A 17,402-nucleotide genomic window follows, 5' to 3' on the forward strand; every position below is an offset into this window, starting at 1 on the left:
GGGACTTGGGCGGCCAAGAACGTGTGCGAGCCCCCGCCGCATGAGCGCGGTGAACCCGCAGTATGATCTGAATGTAATGATCTACAGGGCTGCGCGGGCACGGGTGCGGGCCGAACGGCGCTTCAGAGCGCGGCGTTCGTCCTCGCTGAGACCGCCCCACACGCCGGCGTCCTGCCCGGACTCCAGCGCCCACTTCAGGCATTTCTCGACGGCGGAGCAGGAACGGCAGACCTGCTTGGCCTCCTCGATCTGCATGAGCGCGGGGCCGGTGTTGCCGATCGGGAAGAACAGCTCGGGGTCCACGTCACGGCAGGCAGCTCGGTGGCGCCAGTCCATGCGTCACTCCTTAGTGGATGGAGCCTCTGGTCGACTCCGTGCGGCTAGTACTTTGTGAAGAGATTCACTAACGCGCGCGAACAGTTTCCCGAATCCTTGGACTCAGGGGTGTCCGCTGACCATCGGATGGGCCTTTTCGGGGTTGGTTAAAGGTCCTACGTTCCGATGTCAGTCCTGAGCCTTTCAGCCACGCTGAGTGCACGCAAGAGGGTTGGCGCGAAGTTTTGGCGGATATGGATGTCGGATGCGTCACACAATGACCGAATGTAACCGTCTAGACCAGAACTTGTAACGCGTCCGGTGTGGCCCGGAATGTGATGGACTCGCATTCGCCCAGGTAGTCACCGTCGAGCTGGAAGGCCACAGGACGCTCTGCGGAGATCGTGAACTCGGGCTCGTCGTGCAGCTGAACGAGGTTCCGCCCGGACGGAAGGCCGTCACTCTGCGTGAGGATCTGCCGGATCAGCGCCGTCATCGCCGGCAGTCCCATCCGGCGCAGCCCGAGCAGGTCGAGCCCGGTCTCGAAACTGGCCCACGGGGTGGGCGAGACGGGGTGGCTGCCGACATACGTCCAGGGTGAGGTGTTGGAGACGATCGCCATGAAGACCCCTTCGGCCGGCGTGAAGCCGGGGCCGCTGACGGTCATCGAGGGCCTGCGCTTGTCGGTGATGAGGTAGTGCCGGAGGGCGGTGTTCACATACCGTGCCGGGGTAGCCTTCCTGCCCGCCCCGCGCAGGCCCTCCACGGCCCGCACGACCTCGGCGTCGTAGCCCAGGCCCGAGCAGAAGGTGAAGTAGCGGCTCTGGTCCTCCCACAGTGCCCGCCCCAGCCCCACCGACCGGCTGCGGCCCTCGTGCAGCGCCTCCAGCACCGCGCCGGTCGCCTCGACCGGGTCGTTGGGCAGGCCGAGCGCACGGGCGAAGACGTTGGCGCTGCCACCCGGGATCACGATCAGCGCGGGACGCTCCGAGGCGTCCGTCACGCCGCCGTCGACAGCGGTGAGCAGGCCGTTGACGGCCTCGTTGACCGTGCCGTCGCCACCGAGCACGGCCACGGCGTCATAGCCTCTGGCTCGCGCGGTGCTCGCGAGAGCCGCGGCGTGGCCTCGGTAACCGGTCTCCTCGACGGTCAGGTCCACGGCGGCGCCGAGCGCCCGGATGAGCACGTCTCGGGTCCGCGGGTTCGTGGTGGTGGCCTTCGGATTGACCAGCAACATCGCACGCACCACCCCAGCCTAGCCGACCGGATTGTGGTCGTTGCGTATCCTTTGTCGCGCTCTTTACGGAACCCGGCGGCCGGTACGGCGTCGCGGCGGGAGGGGGAGCGGGGGAGGAGCGTCACCCTGGAAGGTCGTCGGGTGTCGCGGTGGGCGGGGGCGTGGGGGCTGTGCCGTGACTTTGACCGGGAGCTCCGAAGGAGCGAGCGCGCGGGCACTGATAAGGGGAGATAAGGTGATGGGCGTGAGGCGGCCTGGGACACTGTTGGCGGGAGCGGCGATCGTCGCGCTGGAGGGCCTGGTGGCCCTGGCGCTGAGCCTGTACTTCGCGTTCGGCACCATCACCGGCTCGGCGGGCAACCTGACCATGGCCGTCGCCGAGATCGTGTTCTTCGCCGCCGTCGGCGCCGGGCTGCTGTGGGTCGCCTGGGGCGGGCTGCTCAAGCTGGAACGCTGGGGGAGGGCGCCCAGCGTGATCACCCAGCTCTTCATGCTCCCCATCGGGTACACGATGTTCCAGAACGACCTGCCTGCCATCGGCGCCCCGCTCGTGGCGGTCGCCCTGGCCGGCCTCGGGGTGTTGCTGGCGCCCCCCACCACACAGGCTTTGTACGACCAGGACGCCTAGTCCTCCGCCGTCAGCCCCTCGCGCAACTGGGCCAGGGTCCTGGCCAGCAGCCGTGAGACGTGCATCTGCGAGATGCCCAGCTCGGTGGCGATCTGCGACTGTGTCATGTTGCCGAAGAACCGCAGCAGCAGGATGCGCTTCTCGCGCGGCGGCAGCCGTTCGAGCAGCGGCTTGAGCGACTCGCGGTATTCGACCCCTTCGAGTGACTCGTCCACGATGCCGAGCGAGTCGGACACGGCGGGCGCGTCGTCGTCGCCCGAGTCGGGGGCGTCGAGCGAGACCGTGGAGTAGGCGTTGGCCGACTCCAGTCCTTCGAGCACCTCCTCCTCGGTCATCTTCAGGAAGGCGGCCAGCTCCGCGACCGTGGGCGCGCGGCCCTCACGCTGCGACAGCTCGCTTATCGCCTTCGTCAGCGACAGCTTCAGCTCCTGGAGCCGCCGCGGCACCCTGACCGCCCAGCCCTTGTCGCGGAAGTGCCGCTTGATCTCCCCGACGATCGTGGGTGTCGCGTACGTCGAGAACTCGACACCCCGGCCGAGGTCGAAGCGGTCGATGGACTTGATGAGCCCGATCGTGGCGACCTGGGTGAGGTCGTCGAGCCACTCGCCGCGGTTGCGGAAGCGGCGGGCGAGGTATTCGACCAGGGGAAGGTGAAGCTCGACCAGCTCGTCCCTGATGCGCTGTCGGCGCGGCTCGTCAGGGCCCAGCTCGGCCAGTTCGGCGAAGAGCATCCGGGCCCGGACCCTGTCGGGAACGGCGTGTTCGCTGGTGGCCATGGCTCCAGTCCTTTCCGTCACGCCGGCCTCGCCGTGCCTCGGCGCTTCCGCAGGACGATCGCCATGCGATCGGGAGAGTCTGTCACGGCGTCGACGTCGTCGGCGAGCGCGGTGAGCACCATCCACGCGAAGTCGTCGCGCTTGGGCGCGGAGGTGCCGACGGTCGCGACCTCGACACTGACCTGCATCTCCTGCCCGGACAGCTCGAACTCGGCCGTGAGGTCGGTGCCGGGCACCGCCTCGCTCAGCAGCATGGCGCACGCCTCGTCGACCGCGATCCGTAGATCCTCGATCTCGTCGAGCGTGAAGTCCAGCCGTGCGGCCAGCCCGGCGGTGGCCGTGCGCAGCACGGACAGATAGGCGCTCGCAGCGGGGAGCCTGATGCTCACCACGTCGCGGATGCCTGCCACGCCTTCCGCTCGCATCTCGGTTTCCTCGGTCACGATCCTCCCTGGTTCAGATCCGAACGCTTGGATACGACGTTAGCTTCGGCGCTGACAGCAACTTACCGCCCTTGGGCGACCGTTGGCGGAATCAGACTCACCCTCAACCGAAAAGGCTCTGTGCGGACTTCACCACACAGAGCCTTAAAGGCCGAATTATGCGGCCTTGGTCTCCCAGAAGATCTTGGAGATCTCGTCGATCTTGCCGAGCAGCTCGTCGGCCTTGGTCACCTCGACCGTGCCCTTGCCGCCGGCGGCGCCCGCCAGCTTCGTGGCCTCCCAGAAGAGCTGGTGCAGCTGCGGGTACTGCTCCAGGTGCGGCGGCTTGAAGTAGTCGGTCCACAGCACCCACAGGTGGTGCTTGACCAGCTCGGCCCGCTCCTCCTTGATGCTGAGCGCGCGGGAGCGGAAGACCGGGTCCTCGTTGCCTGCGTACTTCTCCATGATGGCCTTGACAGACTCTGCCTCGATGCGGGCCTGCGCGGGGTCGTAGACGCCGCAGGGCAGGTCGCAGTGCGCCGAGGCGACATGCTTGGGTCGAAGCAGTCGTGCGAGCATCAGAAAATCCTTCCTTGATGCTGAAATCAGCTTGGTCCATCACCGACCTTACTCGGGTCGGAACACCCGGGGATGAGGGGGTCACGGCCCATGAGGGTGCGTGTCGAAGGCGACTCCATGCGGCCCGCGCTGCGCCCGGGCGACTGGCTGCTGGTCAGACGGGGTGCGCGGGTTCAGCCGGGCGATCTCGTCGTCGCCAGGCTACCCGGCGAGCCCTCTCAGCTCATCGTGAAACGCGCTCAATGGCACGGCGCGGAGGGCTGGTGGCTGGAGAGCGACAACCAGCGCGCCCCGGGGCGGCGCGACAGCTGGGACTTCGGCCCGGTCCACGACATCGTCGGGCGCGTCGTGCTGCGCTACTGGCCGCTGGTACGGCGGCGCCGCCGCTAGAACGGCGCCGGCGTACCAGCTCAGCCCTCCGGGTGGAGCACCCGGCGCAGGAAGGCCCGCGTCCGCTCGTGCTGCGGATCGCCGATGACCTGCGACGGCGGCCCGTCCTCGACGATGACGCCGCCGTCCATGAAGACCACCCGGTCGGCCACGTCGCGGGCGAAGCCCATCTCGTGGGTGACGACCAGCATGGTCATGCCCTCCTCCGCCAGCTTGCGCATGACGGTGAGCACGTCGCCGACCAACTCGGGGTCGAGGGCGCTCGTGGGCTCGTCGAACAGCATCAGGTCCGGGTTCATCGCCAGGGCCCGCGCGATCGCCACCCGCTGCTGCTGACCGCCCGACAACTGGGCCGGGCGGGCGTCGCACTTGGCGCCGACGCCCACCTTCTCCAGATTCTCCCTGGCGACGACCTCGGCCTCCTTGCGGCCGCGCTTCAGGACCCGCTGCTGGGCGATCATCACGTTCTGCAGCGCGCTCATGTGCGGGAACAGGTTGAACTGCTGGAAGACCATGCCGATGCGGCGCCGTACGGCGTCGATGTCCACGTCGGGGTCGGTGATCTCCACGCCCTCGACGAACACCCTGCCCCGCGTCGGCGTCTCCAGCAGGTTCACGCAGCGCAGCAACGTCGACTTGCCGGAGCCGGAGGGCCCGATCACGCAGACGACCTGGCCGGGCTCGACGGTGAAGTCGATGCCCTTCAGCACCTCGTTGTTCCCGAAGTGCTTGTGCAGGTCCCTGACGTCGATGGCGTGGGTCATCGCTTCTCCAACCTGGTCGCGAGGTACCCCAAGGGGATCGTGACGATCAGGTACGTCACACCGGCGACCATGATGGGCGTGGCGTTGGCGTACTGCGAGGCCAGGTCGTTGCCGAACTTGGCCAGCTCGACGTACTCGGCCGACACCCCGAGGAACAGCACCAGCGAGGAGTCCTTGAGCAGGGCGACGAACTGGTTGGTCGTCGGTGGGATGACCATACGGATCGCCTGCGGGATCACCACGGTGACCAGCGCGCGGCCCGAGGACATGCCGAGCGACCTCGCCGCCTCCGTCTGCCCCTTCGGCACGGCCTGCAGTCCCGCCCTGAACACCTCCGCCATGTAGGCGGAGCCGACCAGGCCGAGGCCCAGGATGCCCTGGCCGTACGTGCCGCCGGGCACCTCGAAGCCGGGCAGTGCCAGGGGCAGGAAGGTGATCATGAGGAAGATGAGCAGCGCGGGCAGGCCCCGGAAGATCTCGATGTAGACGATCGCGATCCACCGGTACGGCTTCACCGAGGACAGCCGCATCAGGGCCAGCAGCAGACCGAACACGAAGCTGACGGCGAATCCGCCGACGGCGTAGACGATCGTGTTCTTCAGCGCGATCGTGAACAGGTCGGGCAGCGCCTTCTCCGCCACGTCGAGCTTGGCGAAGTTCTGCGCCAGGCTCGGCCAGTCGGCGTAGAAGAAGAACGCGACGACCGCGGCGACCAGGAGGGCGTACTGGATGCTCCGGCTGATCCGCTGCTTCTTTCGGGGGCTGAGACCGGACCCGCGCGGGGCGGGCCGGGCCTCAGCCGTCCTGGGCTGGTCGGCCATCGGCTACCCCAGCTCGCCGGGCTTCTTGCCGAACCACTTCACGAAGATCTGCTCATAGGTGCCGTCCTTCTTGGCGGCCTCGATGCTCTCGTTGAGCGTCTTCAGCAGCACCGGGTCCGCGCCCTTCTTCAGGCCGAGGCCGTACTGCTCGCCGGTGTCGAGGCTGGCGATCATCTCGAACTTCTCGGCGATCTCCGGCTTCTTCAGCCAGGTGAGGACGACGGGGAGGTCCTGGACGATCACGTCCTCCTGCCCGGACTGCAGGGCGAGCAGCTCCTTGGCGGAGTCGGCGTACTCCTTGGGGCTGAAGCCCTGCTTCTTGATGTAGTCGAGGCCGGTGGTGCTGGCCTGGGCGCCGAGCTTGAGGCCCTTGGCCTTGACGTCCTCCAGCGACTTGGCGCCGGTGCCCTTCTTGGCCAGCAGGGCCTGCGTGGCGTCGAAGTACGGGACGCTGAAGTCGATATTCTGCTTGCGCTCGTCGGTGATCGTCATGCCGGCGGCGGCGAGGTCGCACTTGCCCGTGGCCATCGCGGCGCCGCTCTTGATGACGGCGAAGTCGATGTCGACGATCTCCTGGGTGACGCCCAGCTTCTTGGCCGCCAGGTCGACGATCTCGACGTCGAACCCGACGATCTTGCCGCTCGGGTCCTTGAACTGGAACGGCTCGTACGGGATGTTCGTGCACGTGGTGAGCTTGCCGGACTTGACCAGCTTGGCGCCGCCGCCATCGGCGGCGGCCGTGCTGCCCGACGAGGCGGTGTCCGTGCCACCCGACTGACCGCCGCAGGCGGACAGCACCAGGGCGGCGGCGATGGCGAGCGCTCCTGCGGCGTAGCCGCGGGGGCGCGAGGACCAGAGGGCCATGGGTGGCCTCCTCATGAGATATGCCATGAAAGTTGGGTTTTGTGAAGTTTAAGTGCAATTTACAGTGTTCTGTCTCCGCGTATTTAACGATGCGTCAACAGAACAGCGTCAGCTACGACACCGCAGCTGTCTCAGCATGTGGCACAATCGAGAAACGGGTGACCCCCGTACCCCTCACGAGGCGGCCGGTAGACGAGAGCGCCCGGCGCATTCGTGTCGTCTCCTTCCGTCCGATGAAACTACAGGGGTCTCTGTGGCCGTCACGCCCGCTTCCACCTCGCTTGAGTCCTTCGACCTCGATCCGGCCTTCGCCCTGCACCGCGGCGGCAAGCTGGAGGTCCGCTCCACGATCCCCGTCCGCGACGCGGACGACCTCTCTCTTGCCTACACACCCGGCGTCGCCCGCGTGTGCAGCGCCATAGCCGACGCCCCCGAACTCGCGGGCGAGTACACCTGGGTCTCCAACCTCGTCGCGGTCGTCTCCGACGGCACCGCCGTACTCGGCCTCGGCGACATCGGCCCGGCCGCCGCCATGCCCGTCATGGAGGGCAAGGCGCTGCTGTTCAAGGAGTTCGCCGGCGTCGACGCCGTGCCGATCTGCCTCGACTGCACCGGTGTCGAGGAGATCATCGAGACCGTCGTCCGGCTGGCGCCGTCCTTCGGCGGCGTCAACCTGGAGGACATCAGCGCCCCGCGCTGCTTCGAGATCGAGGACCGCCTGCGCGACCTGCTCGACATCCCGGTCTTCCACGACGACCAGCACGGCACCGCCATCGTCGTGCTCGCCGCCCTCCAGAACGCCGCCCGCCTCAGCGGCCGCACCCTCGGCGACCTGCGCGCGGTCGTGGCAGGGGCGGGCGCCTCCGGCGTCGCGGTCACCCGCATCCTGCTGGAGGCGGGCATCGGCGAGATCGCCGCCGCCGACTCCAAGGGCCTCATCCACACCGGCCGCGACGACCTCAACCCGGTCAAAGCCGCGCTCGCCCGCGACACCAACCGCGACGGCCGCACCGGCTCCACCGAGCACGCGCTGGCCGGGGCCGACGTCTTCATCGGCCTGTCCGGCTCCACGATCTCCGAGGCGGCCATCGCCTCCATGGCGGACGACGCGATCGTCTTCGCGCTCTCCAACCCCACCCCGGAGATCGCCCCCGAACTCGCCGCCCGCCACGCCGCCGTCGTCGCCACCGGCCGCTCCGACCACCCCAACCAGATCAACAACGTGCTCGCCTTCCCGGGCGTCTTCCGCGGCGCCCTCGACGTGCGGGCCACCATGATCACCGAGAACATGAAGGTGGCCGCCGCCCACGCGCTGGCCGCCGTCGTGGCCGACGAACTGCGCCCCGACTACGTCATCCCGAGCCCGTTCGACGCCCGTGTCGCGCCCGCCGTGATCGCCGCGGTCGCGGCCCAGGCACAGGTCGATGGAGTGGCACGCATCTGACCCTTTTGTTTGGAATCATGGCCGTGTGACATTCATCCTCCCGGGCGCGGTGGCGATCGCCGCCGCGCTCACGTTATCCACCGCCCCCGCTAGTGCCAGCGGGATGAAGACCGTGTACGGCTGGGCCAAGATCTCGGGCGACTCCCACTTCGTGCTCACCCCGGCCAAGGCCGAGGTCGGCGAGATCGGCGAGAGCGGCCTCTCCGGCTGGTCGCTGACCAAGGGCAAGGGCAAGCCGGTCAGGATCGCCTACACAGAGGGCCTCGACTTCCGCCAGATCAACAAGACGTGCGGGAAGCGGGCCGCAGGCTACCCGCACGACACCTACAGCAAGAAGGGGTTCGGCCGCACCAAGTGCGACCCGATCCACCTGTACGAACTGCTGCGGAAGGGCAAGCTCGCGGTCCGGGTGACTTATGACGCCACCGCGCGGCCCATGTCCACCCGCGTCTGGGAGCTCAACCTGCCCTGACCTGGGACGTCGTACGGCGGAGCGGGGGGCCGTGGCTCCGCCGTACCGAAAGTCCTTTGGGAAGACCAGAAAGCTCTTTACTCTTCGTGCTATAAAGGATGCGCTCTGTAAAGAAGGCGGGCGCCGGCTCCTGTGGCGAGGAGAGCTATGGAACGCGAGCCCAACCGACTGCTCCAGCAACTCATCGCGGAGGCAGGCTTCTCCCACAAAGGGCTGGCCAGAAGGCTCAACGACCTCGGGGCGGCACGCGGTACCCCCGGCCTGAAGTACGACCACAGCTCCGTTCTGCGCTGGATCGGTGGTCAGCGGCCGAGAGAACCCGTTCCCTGCCTGCTCACCGAGATCTTCGCGCTCAGACTCGGCCGGCAGGTGACCACCGAAGACCTCGGCATGCCCGCCGGAACCACACCCCTCGATCTCGGCCAGGAGTTCACGCACACGTGGCAGGAGGGGGTCGCGACCGTGACGGCGTTGTGGCGTGCCGATGTGGAAAGGCGCAGGTTCCTGCTCGACTCGACGTTCGCGATAGGAGCGGGCTCCGTCGGAGCGATCCGGTGGCTGACCGCCCCGCAGGAAGGACGGCCGACCGGCACGGGAGGCCGCCGGGTCGGCAAGGCGGACATCGCCGCCATCCACGAGGTGACCCGATCGTTCGGCGAACTCGACAACAGGTTCGGCAGCGGACGCGTCCGCTCCTCGGTGGTGAAATACCTCGACACGGCGGTCTCGCCCCTGCTCAAAGAGGGCTCCTACGACGACTCCACCGGCCGCGAACTGGCCGCCGCCTCGGCCGAGCTCACCCGCCTGGCCGGGTGGATGGCCTACGACCTCGAACAGCACGGCCTCGCCCAGCGCTACCTGATCCAGGCGCTGCGCCTGGCCAGAGGCGCCGCCGACCACGCCCTCGGCGGCGAGATCCTCGCCGGGATGTCCCACCAGGCGATCTACATGGGCCAGTACGCCCACGCCATCGACCTGGCCCGCGCGGCCCAGCTCTCGGCGGAACGTTCCGGCGTGCGCACCCTGCTGGCCTCCTGCCACGTGCTGGAGGCGCACGCGCATGCCGGGCGCGGCGACGGGAAAGCCTGCGGCGCCGCCCTCAACGCGGCCGAGCGGGCCTTCGAGGCGCGCGACGCGGACGCGGAGCCGGAGTGGATCGGCTACTTCGACGAGGCATATCTGTCGGCGAAGTTCTCCCACTGCTTCCGCGACCTCGGCGACGGCGAACGCACGGTGCGTTTCGCGCGGCGCTCGCTCGACATGGACGGGCGGTTCGTGCGCGGGCGCATGTTCAACCTGTCGCTGCTGTCGGCGGGACTGCTGCAGACGGGTGAGCTGGAAGGGGCCTGCGCGGCGGCGGGCGACGCGTTCGGGCTGGCGGGGGAGTTGCAGTCGGCGCGGTCGCAGAGTTACGTCGCCGACCTGCGGCGGCGGCTGGCGCCGTACCGGGACGAACCCCCCGTGCGCAGCCTGCACCTGCACACAACCTAGAGCTGTTACGGCGAAGCCCTCTACGCCCACCCGCCGTCGCGCGCGGGCGGCCTCCAGGGAGACGCTCCTCACCCGAGTGCCGTCCCGCCGCGACGCAGCACCCGTTACTGCCGGACTTCTCCGTCGGCCCCGACGATCGACTTCGTCTCGGCGAAGCCCGCCTTGTCGTAGACCGAGGCGGTCTCGCTGTCGAAGTACGGCGAGCTGACGTAGTCGATCCGCTCGTTGCCGTCCTGGTCGTAGAAGACGCTGGTGACGCCGTTGAGGTAGCCGGCGCGCTTGGCGTTGTCGTACCTGACCAGCCACGGGCCGCCGTCGGCGCCCGGGGTCATCGAGCACCGCAGCGTCTGGTGGGTCTCGACCCGGAACATGTTGGCCTGGACGCGCTTGGTGCCCGTCTTGCCCGAGCACCACTTCGGCGTCACCCCGGTGAACGGCCGGTCGCCGTCGGGGTGCGGCGCGCTCGGGTACCCGAACACCGTCGCCGCCTGGCCCAGCGGCTGGTTCCACGCCAGGCCCTGGCCGCCGACGGTGTCGCCGAGCCGTCCGGCGTCCTTGGCGACGGCGACGTAGTAGCGGTCGCGGAAGTACTTCACCTGCTTGTCCGCCTTGACCCACTGCTTGGTGTAGTAGCGGGTGAGGGTCCAGGCGGTCTCGTTGCCCGCCGAGTCCTTGTCGGCGGCGAGGAAACCGAGCACCTTGCCGTCGGCCTTCTCCCCGGCCAGCTTGCGGTACTCCTCACGGCTGATCGGCGTGGGGCCGACCTGCTCGAACTTCTCGCCGTTCAGGTTGGCGTTCGTGCTCGCCGGGGCGGCGGTGTAGGCGTCCTTGGTGACCTCGACCTTGGTGAGCGTCTTCTCACCGAGGTAGGCGGGGCCGACCTTGTCGGCCGTGTCGAGGGTCTTCGACCAGTACGGCCCCAGCGGTCCGAACTTGTCGAGGCCGGTGTCGAACTCCGCCTTCGTGATCTCCTCGCTCTTCACCTGCTTGTCGCCCTTCCAGCCGGTGAAGTCGGCCTTGGCGACCTCCTTGGCCTTGTCCAGGGAGAAGCCGTTGTGGACGGCGACGAAGGCGTAGTCGCCGTCGTAGTCGTCGTAGGTGTCGAGGTCGTAGTGGGTGAAGGCGTACGCGCCCGCGTACACGCCGAAGGGCGCGCTGCCCTGGTAGTAGGCGGGGATGAACACCCACTTCTGGAAGACGTCCTTGCCCTTCTCGAACACGCAGTGCCCGGCGGTGGCCACGAGGTTGCGGTTGCGGGACTGGACGGAGGTGGCCGAGCACCAGCGGTACCGGCCCGCGCGGTCGACGAAGAAGACCTTGCCGATGGTCTTGGGTACGTTGACGTTCCTTGTCCTGGCGGCGGGCTTGGCGGTGCCGATCGGCTCCACCAGGCTCGGCTTGCTGTCCGGCGTCTTGGCCTGGGTGGTGACGAGCTTCTGGACCTTCTTGGAGTCCCAGTGGTACTGCGTGGCCTTGCGCAGGGCGGCGCCGTTGGCTTCGAGCCAGAAGGCGGCGGCGCTGTAGGCCTCGGCGGGTTTGGCGGCGAGGGGGTCGCTGACCCAGTTCGGCTCCGCAGCGGCGGGGAGGGCGAGGCTGGTGGCGCTCAGGCCGGCGGCGGCTAGGGGGATGAGCAGGCGCTTCACAACAGACTCCACAGGAGTGACAAAGGGGATGTCAGTACCCTATCGGCCTGCCGGTAAGAGATATTTCCGAATTCACCGGAAATATCGGGAAAAAGGCCGAAGGGCCCGGCTGGAAGCCGAGCCCTTCGGGGTGAAGCTGGGTGAACCGGGGTTTGGACCCCCGGTTCGAGGCGTAAGAACTAGCCCGGCAGGTACGTGCCGGAAGCGGCAGCCGAAGCCGCCTTGTAGACCGCAGCGGTCTCGCCGTCGAAGTACGGCGAGGAGATGTGGTCCCAACGCTCGTTCTTGTCGTCGTCGTACAGAACGCTGGTCACGCCGTTGACGTAGCCCATGCGCTTGGCGTTGCTGTACTTCATCAGCCAAGGTCCGCCGTTGTAGCCACCGGTGACGGTGCACTTCAGCGACACGTGCTCCTCGATCTTCAGAGCGGGAACCTTGGTCGCCTTGGAGCCGGTCTTGCCGTAGCACCACTTCGGCGTGACGCCCGTGAAGGGCTTCGAGCCATCGGGGTGCTTGGCGTACGGGTAGCCGAAGGTCCGGACAGTCTGGCCGGTCTTCTGGCTGAAGGCCACACCCTGGCCACCGACGTTGTCACCGAGCTTGCCGAGGTCCTTGAGACCCGTCTGGCCGCCCTCGGTGATGAAGAAGGAGTCCTTGAAGTAACGGGTGCCCTTGCTGACCTTGTACCACTGAACGACGTAGTACTTCCGCAGCCAGTAGCCCTTGGCGTCCTTCTCGACCGCACCGAGGACCTTGCCAGCAGCCTTGTCGTCAAGGGCCTGCTTGTACTCAGCCTCGGTAAGGGCGATCTCGACGACCTTGCCCTGGTCACCGTTCTTCCAGGTCTTGCTGTCCTGCGGGTCCTTCTTCGGGTCGGCAGCACCGTGAACGGCCTTGGTGACCTCGACCTCATCGTCGGTGGCGATAGCACCCTCGACGTTGGAGCCGCCAGCCGGCAACTTGTCGCCGAAGCCCTCGGCGCGGTAGCCAGCGTTGGGGCCGTACTTGTCACGGCCCTCGTCGTACTGCTGCTCGGCAGTCTTGCCGCCGGGGATGTCCTTCAGCTCAACCGACTTGATCTTCTTGTTCGTGCCGGGGTGAGCGTCGTACGCCGACTTCGAGACTTCCTTCTCGGACGCCGAGGTGCTGGTGAACCCAACACCGTTGTACACGGTGACGAACGCGTAGTCGCGGTCGAAGTCCTCGTAGTTCGAGAAGTCGTAGTGGGTGAAGGCCTGCTTGCCCACGTAGATGCCCTGCGGAGCCTTGCCGTCGTAGTACATGGGCACGAAGACCCACTTGTCCATGACGTCGTCGTTGCTACGGACGTCGTAGACGCAGGAACCGGCGGTGGCGACCAGGTTACGGTAGTTACCCTGGATCGAGGTGGCGGAGCACCAGTAAGACTTGCCGTCGCTGCCCTGGAAGAAGACCTTGCCGATCGTCTTCGGGAAGTTGACGTTGTGCGACTTGCTGGTGACGGTCTTGCCGCCGCCGATCGGCTCTACGAGCGACGGCTTGCTGTCCGCAACGTAGCCGCCCTTCTGGACGACCTTCTGGACATCCTTGTGGTCGTAGTAGTACGCCGTCGCCTTCTTCATGGCCTCACCGTTCGAGGCGAGCCAGTAGTTGACGGTCTCCGTCGCGGTCTTGACGTCGGCGGCAAGCGTCGCCGAGTCGATGTCCGGGTCGGCCTGAGCAGAACCGGCCAGGCCGGCAGCCAGCAGACCAGTGGCGAGCAGTGCGCCACCGGCGGGGAGGAGGATGCGCTTCAAGGTAACTCCTTGCGCTGTCGTGGAACGCTTCTTGCGTCCCATGCGTCAGTAAAGGGATGCCTCGAAACATACAGGTTCGATCTTGAGCTCAGGAAGCCGCTTTGGCCTGAAAAGGCGGGACAAGTTGGGCGTGATCGTTCCGTGATGTTTAGACGACGTAAGCGGATGATCAGGACAACCTGCGCCAGCGTGATGTTTCCGCAGATCAACGAAATGATGTTGCGTCTGTGACTCCAGGGGCGTGAGTCGATCATCGTCGCCGCTCGAACTCGCGATGTGATGCAGATCACATGGACTCAATGGCACCGTTCGCGGCCCGCGTGCGTCCAAAGCCCCACAGATTTCCGTCGAGACGGCCGAAGGGCCCGGCGGATGCCGGGCCCTTCGGGTGAATCGGATCAGTGGCAGCTGCGCTGAGCGCGCTCAGCGACTAGAACGCCTTGCCGGACCACACGTTGGCGGCGGCCTTGTAGACGTCACCGGTCTCACCGTCGAAGTACGGCGAGGAGATGTAGTCGACGCGGTCGTTGCCGTCCTGGTCGTTGAAGGTGCTCGTGACACCGTTCACGTAGCCGATGCGCTTGGTGTTGCTGTACTTGAGGAGCCAGGGGCCGCCGTCGGCGCCCTCGGTCATCGCGCACTTGAGCGCGATGTGCTCCTCGATCCGCTTGGCGGCCGAGCCCACGGTCTTCTTGGAGGTCTTGCCGTAGCACCACTTCGGCGTGACGCCGGTGTAGTTCTTGTGGCCGTCGGGGTGGGGAGCCGCCGGGTAGCCGAACACGCGAACGGCCTTGCCCGTGGGCTGGTTCCAGGCGACACCCTGGCCGCCGACGTTGTCACCGAGGCGACCGGCGTCCTTGATGGTGCCCTGTCCACCGGTGACGATGTAGAAGGTGTCGTGGTAGTACCGGGTGGTCTTGGTGACCTTGTACCACTGGACCACGTAGTACTGGGTCAGCCAGTAGCCCTTCTTGCCCTGCCAGACCTTGCCCAGGACCTTGCCCGCGGCCTTGTCGTCGAGAGCCTTCTTGTACTCGGCCTCGGTGAGCGGCTTGAACTTCCTGGAGCCCTGGTCGCCGTTCCTCCAGGTCGTCGCGTCGTCCTTGTTGGCGACCTTGGGGGCGGCCTTCCACTGGGCCTCGGTGACCTCGACACGGTCGACGGTCGGGATGGCCTCCTTGAAGTTGCCGCCCGACGCCTCTTCCGTGGTCGTGGTCTCGGCGCGGTAGCCACCGTTGGGGCCGTAGCGGTCGAGGCCGTCCTTGTACTGCTGCTCGGCGGTCTTGCCGCCGGCGATGTCCTTGAGCTCGGTGGACTTGACCTTCTTGTTGCCCGTGTACGCGTCGTACTCGGACTTGGGAACCTGCTTCTCCTCGACCTTGCTGGAGGACAGCGAGACACCGTTGTAGACGGTGACGAACGCGTAGTCGCGGTCGTAGTCCTCGTAGTTCGAGAAGTCGTAGTGGGTGAAGGCCTGCTTACCCACGTAGATGCCGTAGGGGGCCTTGCCCTGGTAGTAGCCCGGCACGAACACCCACTTGGACATGACGTCCGTGTTGGCCTTCGTGTCGAACACGCAGTGGCCGGCGGTGGCGACCAGGTTCTTGTACTTCGACTGGACGGAGGTGGCCGAGCACCACTTCTTCTCGCCCTTGCCGTTGACGAAGAAGACCTTGCCGATGGTCTTGGGGAAGTTCACGTTGTGTGACTTCGAGGAGGACTTGCTCTCGGCGCCGATCGGAGCCACCGTGCTCGGCTTGCTGTCGGCCGAGTAGCCGCCCTTGCTCTGCAGTTTGGCGACGTCCTTGCCGTCCCAGATGTTGGACTCCTTGGCGGCCTTCAGGGCAGCGCCGTTGTTGTCCGCCCAGAACTCGGCGATCGCCTTGGCCGTGGCCGCGCTCTTCGCCATCGGGTCGGAGGTGACGTCACTGGCGGCCGAGGCGGTGCCGGCGAGGCCGGCGGCCAGCAGGCCGGTAGCCAGGATGGCTCCACCGGCGGGGATGAGGATGCGCTTCAAGGGAACTGCTCCTTGGTCTGTCGTGAGTCGCAACACGCGACCCATGCGTCAGTAAAGGGATAGCAAGGAACATACCCGTGTGATCTTCGCAGGTGAAAGCCGTATCGGCCCATCTGGAAGGCGCCCGTACCTCCGTGATCGTGCTGTTACCAGTCAGGGTTCGTCGCCGACGGTGATCGTAAACACACGTTTTCACTGGCCACGCGGGGCGAGCGAAAAATGGGACGAACGGGTCGCTAGTGCCTGGTGACGCTCGGTGAGCAGTTCAATGTGACGCAGATCACAGGAACCGAATCGACGGGTGGCCACGTCTAAGCTCGCCTCGATCTTCAAGAGGGGGGATTCGGAGGCATGCCAAGGGGGCGGTGAATCGCCCATGCGGTCGGTCGCCGGTTCCGAGAGGCGGGCGGGAAGGTGCTGTGCCCGGGTCTCGGCGGCCCGATCCGGGGACGCCTGTCCGTACGGCCACGCTACGGCCGGCCGCCCACGCGCCGTAACCGCCCACCGTGAGTTCACAGGAGATTGACAGGTCCGTCCCGGAACGCACGCGGGCCCAGCACCCGTGGAGGGTGCTGGGCCCGGATGGGGGAGAGTGCCTAGCGAAGTTCGCCCTTGGGGCCGACGATCTTGCCGGACCACCGGTTCTTGGCCGCGTTGTAGACCTCCGCGGTCTCACCGTCGAAGTACGGCGAGGTGATCCAGTCGATCCGGTCGTTTCCGTCCTGGTCGGCGAAGGTGCTCGTGACACCGTTGACGTAGCCGAGCCGCTTGGCGTTGCTGTACGCCTTCAGCCACGGCCCGCCGTCGTAGCCGGGCGTGACGGCGCACTTGAGGCCGACGTGCTCGTCGATCTTCAGCCAGGACGCGCCGACCTTCTTGCCGGTCGTCGGGCCGTAGCAGGTCTTCGGGGTGACGCCGGAGTACGGCCGGTCGCCGTCCGGGTGCGCCGCGTACGGGTACCCGAAGGCGCGCACCGGCTTGCCGCTCGGCTGGTTCCAGGCCAGGCCCTGGGCGCCGACGTTGTCGCCGAGCCGGCCCGCGTCCCTGGAAACCAGGAGGTGGTGCTTGCCGCCGCGCGACCACTTCAGGCCGGAGAAGGCGTCGTAGTCCTTCTTGCCCACCTGCTTCACGCCGTCGAAGGCGACACCGTTGTAGACGGTGACGAAGGCGTAGTCGCGGTCGTAGTCCTCGTAGTTCGAGAAGTCGTAGTGGGTGAAGGCCTGCTTGCCGACGTAGATGCCGTGCGGGGCCTTGCCCTCGTAGTAGCCGGGCACGAAGACCCACTTGCCCATGACATCGCTGTTGCCGGCGGTGTCGTAGGCGCAGTGGCCCGCGGTGGCGACCAGGTTGCGGTGGTTGGACTGGACGGAGGTCGCGGTGCACCACCGGTACTTGCCGGAGGCGTCCACGAAGAAGACCTTGCCGACGGTCTTGGGCAGGTTGATGTTCTGCGACCTGCCGCTGCCGGTGGTGGTCGTGGGGGCGACCATGCCGGGGCTGCCGTCCGGGCTGTAGCCGCCCTTCTGGATGACCTTCTTCACGTCGGCTGCGTCCCACGTGTAAGACGTGGCGGCGCGCAGGGCGGCGCCGTTGGACGCGGCCCAGAAGGAGACGATGGAAGCCGCCTCGCGCGTGCTGTTCGCCATGGTGTCGGTGTCGATGTCACCGGCGGCCTGGGCGGTGCCGGACAGGCCGGCCGCCATGAGGCCGACGGCCAGGAGGGCGCCACCCGCAGGGAGGAGGGATCGCTTCAAGGTAACTCCA

17 protein-coding genes are annotated in these 17,402 nt (G+C 67.1%); 5 read left to right on the forward strand and 12 right to left on the reverse strand.

Going from position 1 to position 17,402, the window contains the following annotated elements:
• Nucleotides 1-81 precede the first annotated feature (81 nt).
• Nucleotides 82-336 carry a WhiB family transcriptional regulator gene (locus tag ABD120_RS09395; protein WP_343949358.1) on the reverse strand — a complete coding sequence of 85 codons (255 nt, stop codon included), beginning with the start codon at nucleotides 334-336 and terminating at the stop codon, nucleotides 82-84.
• A 274-nt stretch (nucleotides 337-610) separates the two neighbouring features.
• Nucleotides 611-1,561, reverse strand: coding sequence for a diacylglycerol/lipid kinase family protein (locus ABD120_RS09400; RefSeq protein ID WP_343949359.1), 951 nt, complete (start codon nucleotides 1,559-1,561; stop codon nucleotides 611-613).
• 235 nt (nucleotides 1,562-1,796) lie between these two features.
• On the opposite strand from ABD120_RS09400, the gene ABD120_RS09405 reads away from it, so the two are divergent.
• Nucleotides 1,797-2,180 (forward strand): hypothetical protein, encoded by a 384-nt coding sequence (locus ABD120_RS09405; protein WP_343949360.1) that lies wholly within the window; start codon nucleotides 1,797-1,799, stop codon nucleotides 2,178-2,180.
• Here the strand turns inward: ABD120_RS09405 and ABD120_RS09410 are convergent.
• From ABD120_RS09410 to sodN, 3 genes are all read right to left on the reverse strand, one after another.
• Nucleotides 2,177-2,956, reverse strand: a complete 780-nt coding sequence (locus tag ABD120_RS09410) for an RNA polymerase sigma factor SigF (RefSeq protein ID WP_343949361.1) — start codon at nucleotides 2,954-2,956, stop codon at nucleotides 2,177-2,179. The genes ABD120_RS09405 and ABD120_RS09410 overlap by 4 nt on opposite strands.
• 17 nt (nucleotides 2,957-2,973) lie before the next feature.
• Entirely contained in the window at nucleotides 2,974-3,399 is a 426-nt protein-coding gene (locus ABD120_RS09415; protein WP_343949362.1) for an ATP-binding protein, read from the reverse strand.
• Between the two features lie 156 nt (nucleotides 3,400-3,555).
• Nucleotides 3,556-3,957: a superoxide dismutase, Ni gene (sodN, locus tag ABD120_RS09420; protein WP_343949363.1), complete on the reverse strand. Its 402-nt coding sequence runs from the start codon at nucleotides 3,955-3,957 to the stop codon at nucleotides 3,556-3,558.
• Nucleotides 3,958-4,047: 90 nt separating this feature from the next.
• Here sodN and ABD120_RS09425 point away from each other — a divergent pair, with 90 nt between their 5' ends.
• Nucleotides 4,048-4,347, forward strand: coding sequence for a S24 family peptidase (locus ABD120_RS09425; protein ID WP_343949364.1), 300 nt, complete (start codon nucleotides 4,048-4,050; stop codon nucleotides 4,345-4,347).
• A 20-nt stretch (nucleotides 4,348-4,367) separates the two neighbouring features.
• Here ABD120_RS09425 and ABD120_RS09430 read toward each other — a convergent pair whose 3' ends face one another.
• Genes ABD120_RS09430 through ABD120_RS09440 form a run of 3 tightly spaced genes read right to left on the reverse strand, consistent with a single transcriptional unit; the run spans nucleotide 4,368 to nucleotide 6,796 of the window.
• Complete coding sequence (locus ABD120_RS09430; protein ID WP_343949365.1) at nucleotides 4,368-5,111, reverse strand: amino acid ABC transporter ATP-binding protein; 744 nt, start codon at nucleotides 5,109-5,111, stop codon at nucleotides 4,368-4,370.
• Complete coding sequence (locus ABD120_RS09435) at nucleotides 5,108-5,932, reverse strand: amino acid ABC transporter permease (RefSeq protein WP_343949366.1); 825 nt, start codon at nucleotides 5,930-5,932, stop codon at nucleotides 5,108-5,110. Before ABD120_RS09435 ends, ABD120_RS09430 begins: the two co-directional genes overlap by 4 nt.
• A 3-nt stretch (nucleotides 5,933-5,935) precedes the next feature.
• Nucleotides 5,936-6,796: an ABC transporter substrate-binding protein gene (locus ABD120_RS09440; protein WP_343949367.1), complete on the reverse strand. Its 861-nt coding sequence runs from the start codon at nucleotides 6,794-6,796 to the stop codon at nucleotides 5,936-5,938.
• A gap of 253 nt (nucleotides 6,797-7,049) precedes the next feature.
• Between ABD120_RS09440 and ABD120_RS09445 the strand changes: the two genes are divergently transcribed.
• From ABD120_RS09445 to ABD120_RS09455, 3 genes are all read left to right on the forward strand, one after another.
• Entirely contained in the window at nucleotides 7,050-8,240 is a 1,191-nt protein-coding gene (locus tag ABD120_RS09445; protein ID WP_343949368.1) for an NAD(P)-dependent malic enzyme, read from the forward strand.
• Nucleotides 8,241-8,265: 25 nt separating this feature from the next.
• Complete coding sequence (locus ABD120_RS09450) at nucleotides 8,266-8,712, forward strand: hypothetical protein (RefSeq protein WP_343949370.1); 447 nt, start codon at nucleotides 8,266-8,268, stop codon at nucleotides 8,710-8,712.
• A gap of 147 nt (nucleotides 8,713-8,859) precedes the next feature.
• Nucleotides 8,860-10,203: an NsdA family TPR-like regulatory protein gene (locus tag ABD120_RS09455; RefSeq protein WP_343949371.1), complete on the forward strand. Its 1,344-nt coding sequence runs from the start codon at nucleotides 8,860-8,862 to the stop codon at nucleotides 10,201-10,203.
• Between the two features lie 104 nt (nucleotides 10,204-10,307).
• Here ABD120_RS09455 and ABD120_RS09460 read toward each other — a convergent pair whose 3' ends face one another.
• From ABD120_RS09460 to ABD120_RS09475, 4 genes are all read right to left on the reverse strand, one after another.
• The gene (locus ABD120_RS09460) at nucleotides 10,308-11,846 is read right to left on the reverse strand and encodes a trypsin-like serine peptidase (RefSeq protein ID WP_343949372.1); all 1,539 of its coding nucleotides are present in this window, start codon (nucleotides 11,844-11,846) and stop codon (nucleotides 10,308-10,310) included.
• A 179-nt stretch (nucleotides 11,847-12,025) separates the two neighbouring features.
• On the reverse strand, nucleotides 12,026-13,621 hold the full coding sequence (locus ABD120_RS09465) for a trypsin-like serine peptidase (RefSeq protein ID WP_343949373.1): 1,596 nt from the start codon (nucleotides 13,619-13,621) through the stop codon (nucleotides 12,026-12,028).
• 430 nt (nucleotides 13,622-14,051) lie between these two features.
• Nucleotides 14,052-15,638, reverse strand: coding sequence for a trypsin-like serine peptidase (locus ABD120_RS09470; protein ID WP_343949374.1), 1,587 nt, complete (start codon nucleotides 15,636-15,638; stop codon nucleotides 14,052-14,054).
• A 596-nt stretch (nucleotides 15,639-16,234) separates the two neighbouring features.
• Entirely contained in the window at nucleotides 16,235-17,392 is a 1,158-nt protein-coding gene (locus ABD120_RS09475) for a trypsin-like serine peptidase (RefSeq protein ID WP_343949375.1), read from the reverse strand.
• Nucleotides 17,393-17,402 lie beyond the last annotated feature (10 nt).

Source organism: Nonomuraea longicatena (assembly GCF_039525605.1).
Taxonomy (GTDB): Bacteria; Actinomycetota; Actinomycetes; order Streptosporangiales; family Streptosporangiaceae; genus Nonomuraea; species Nonomuraea longicatena.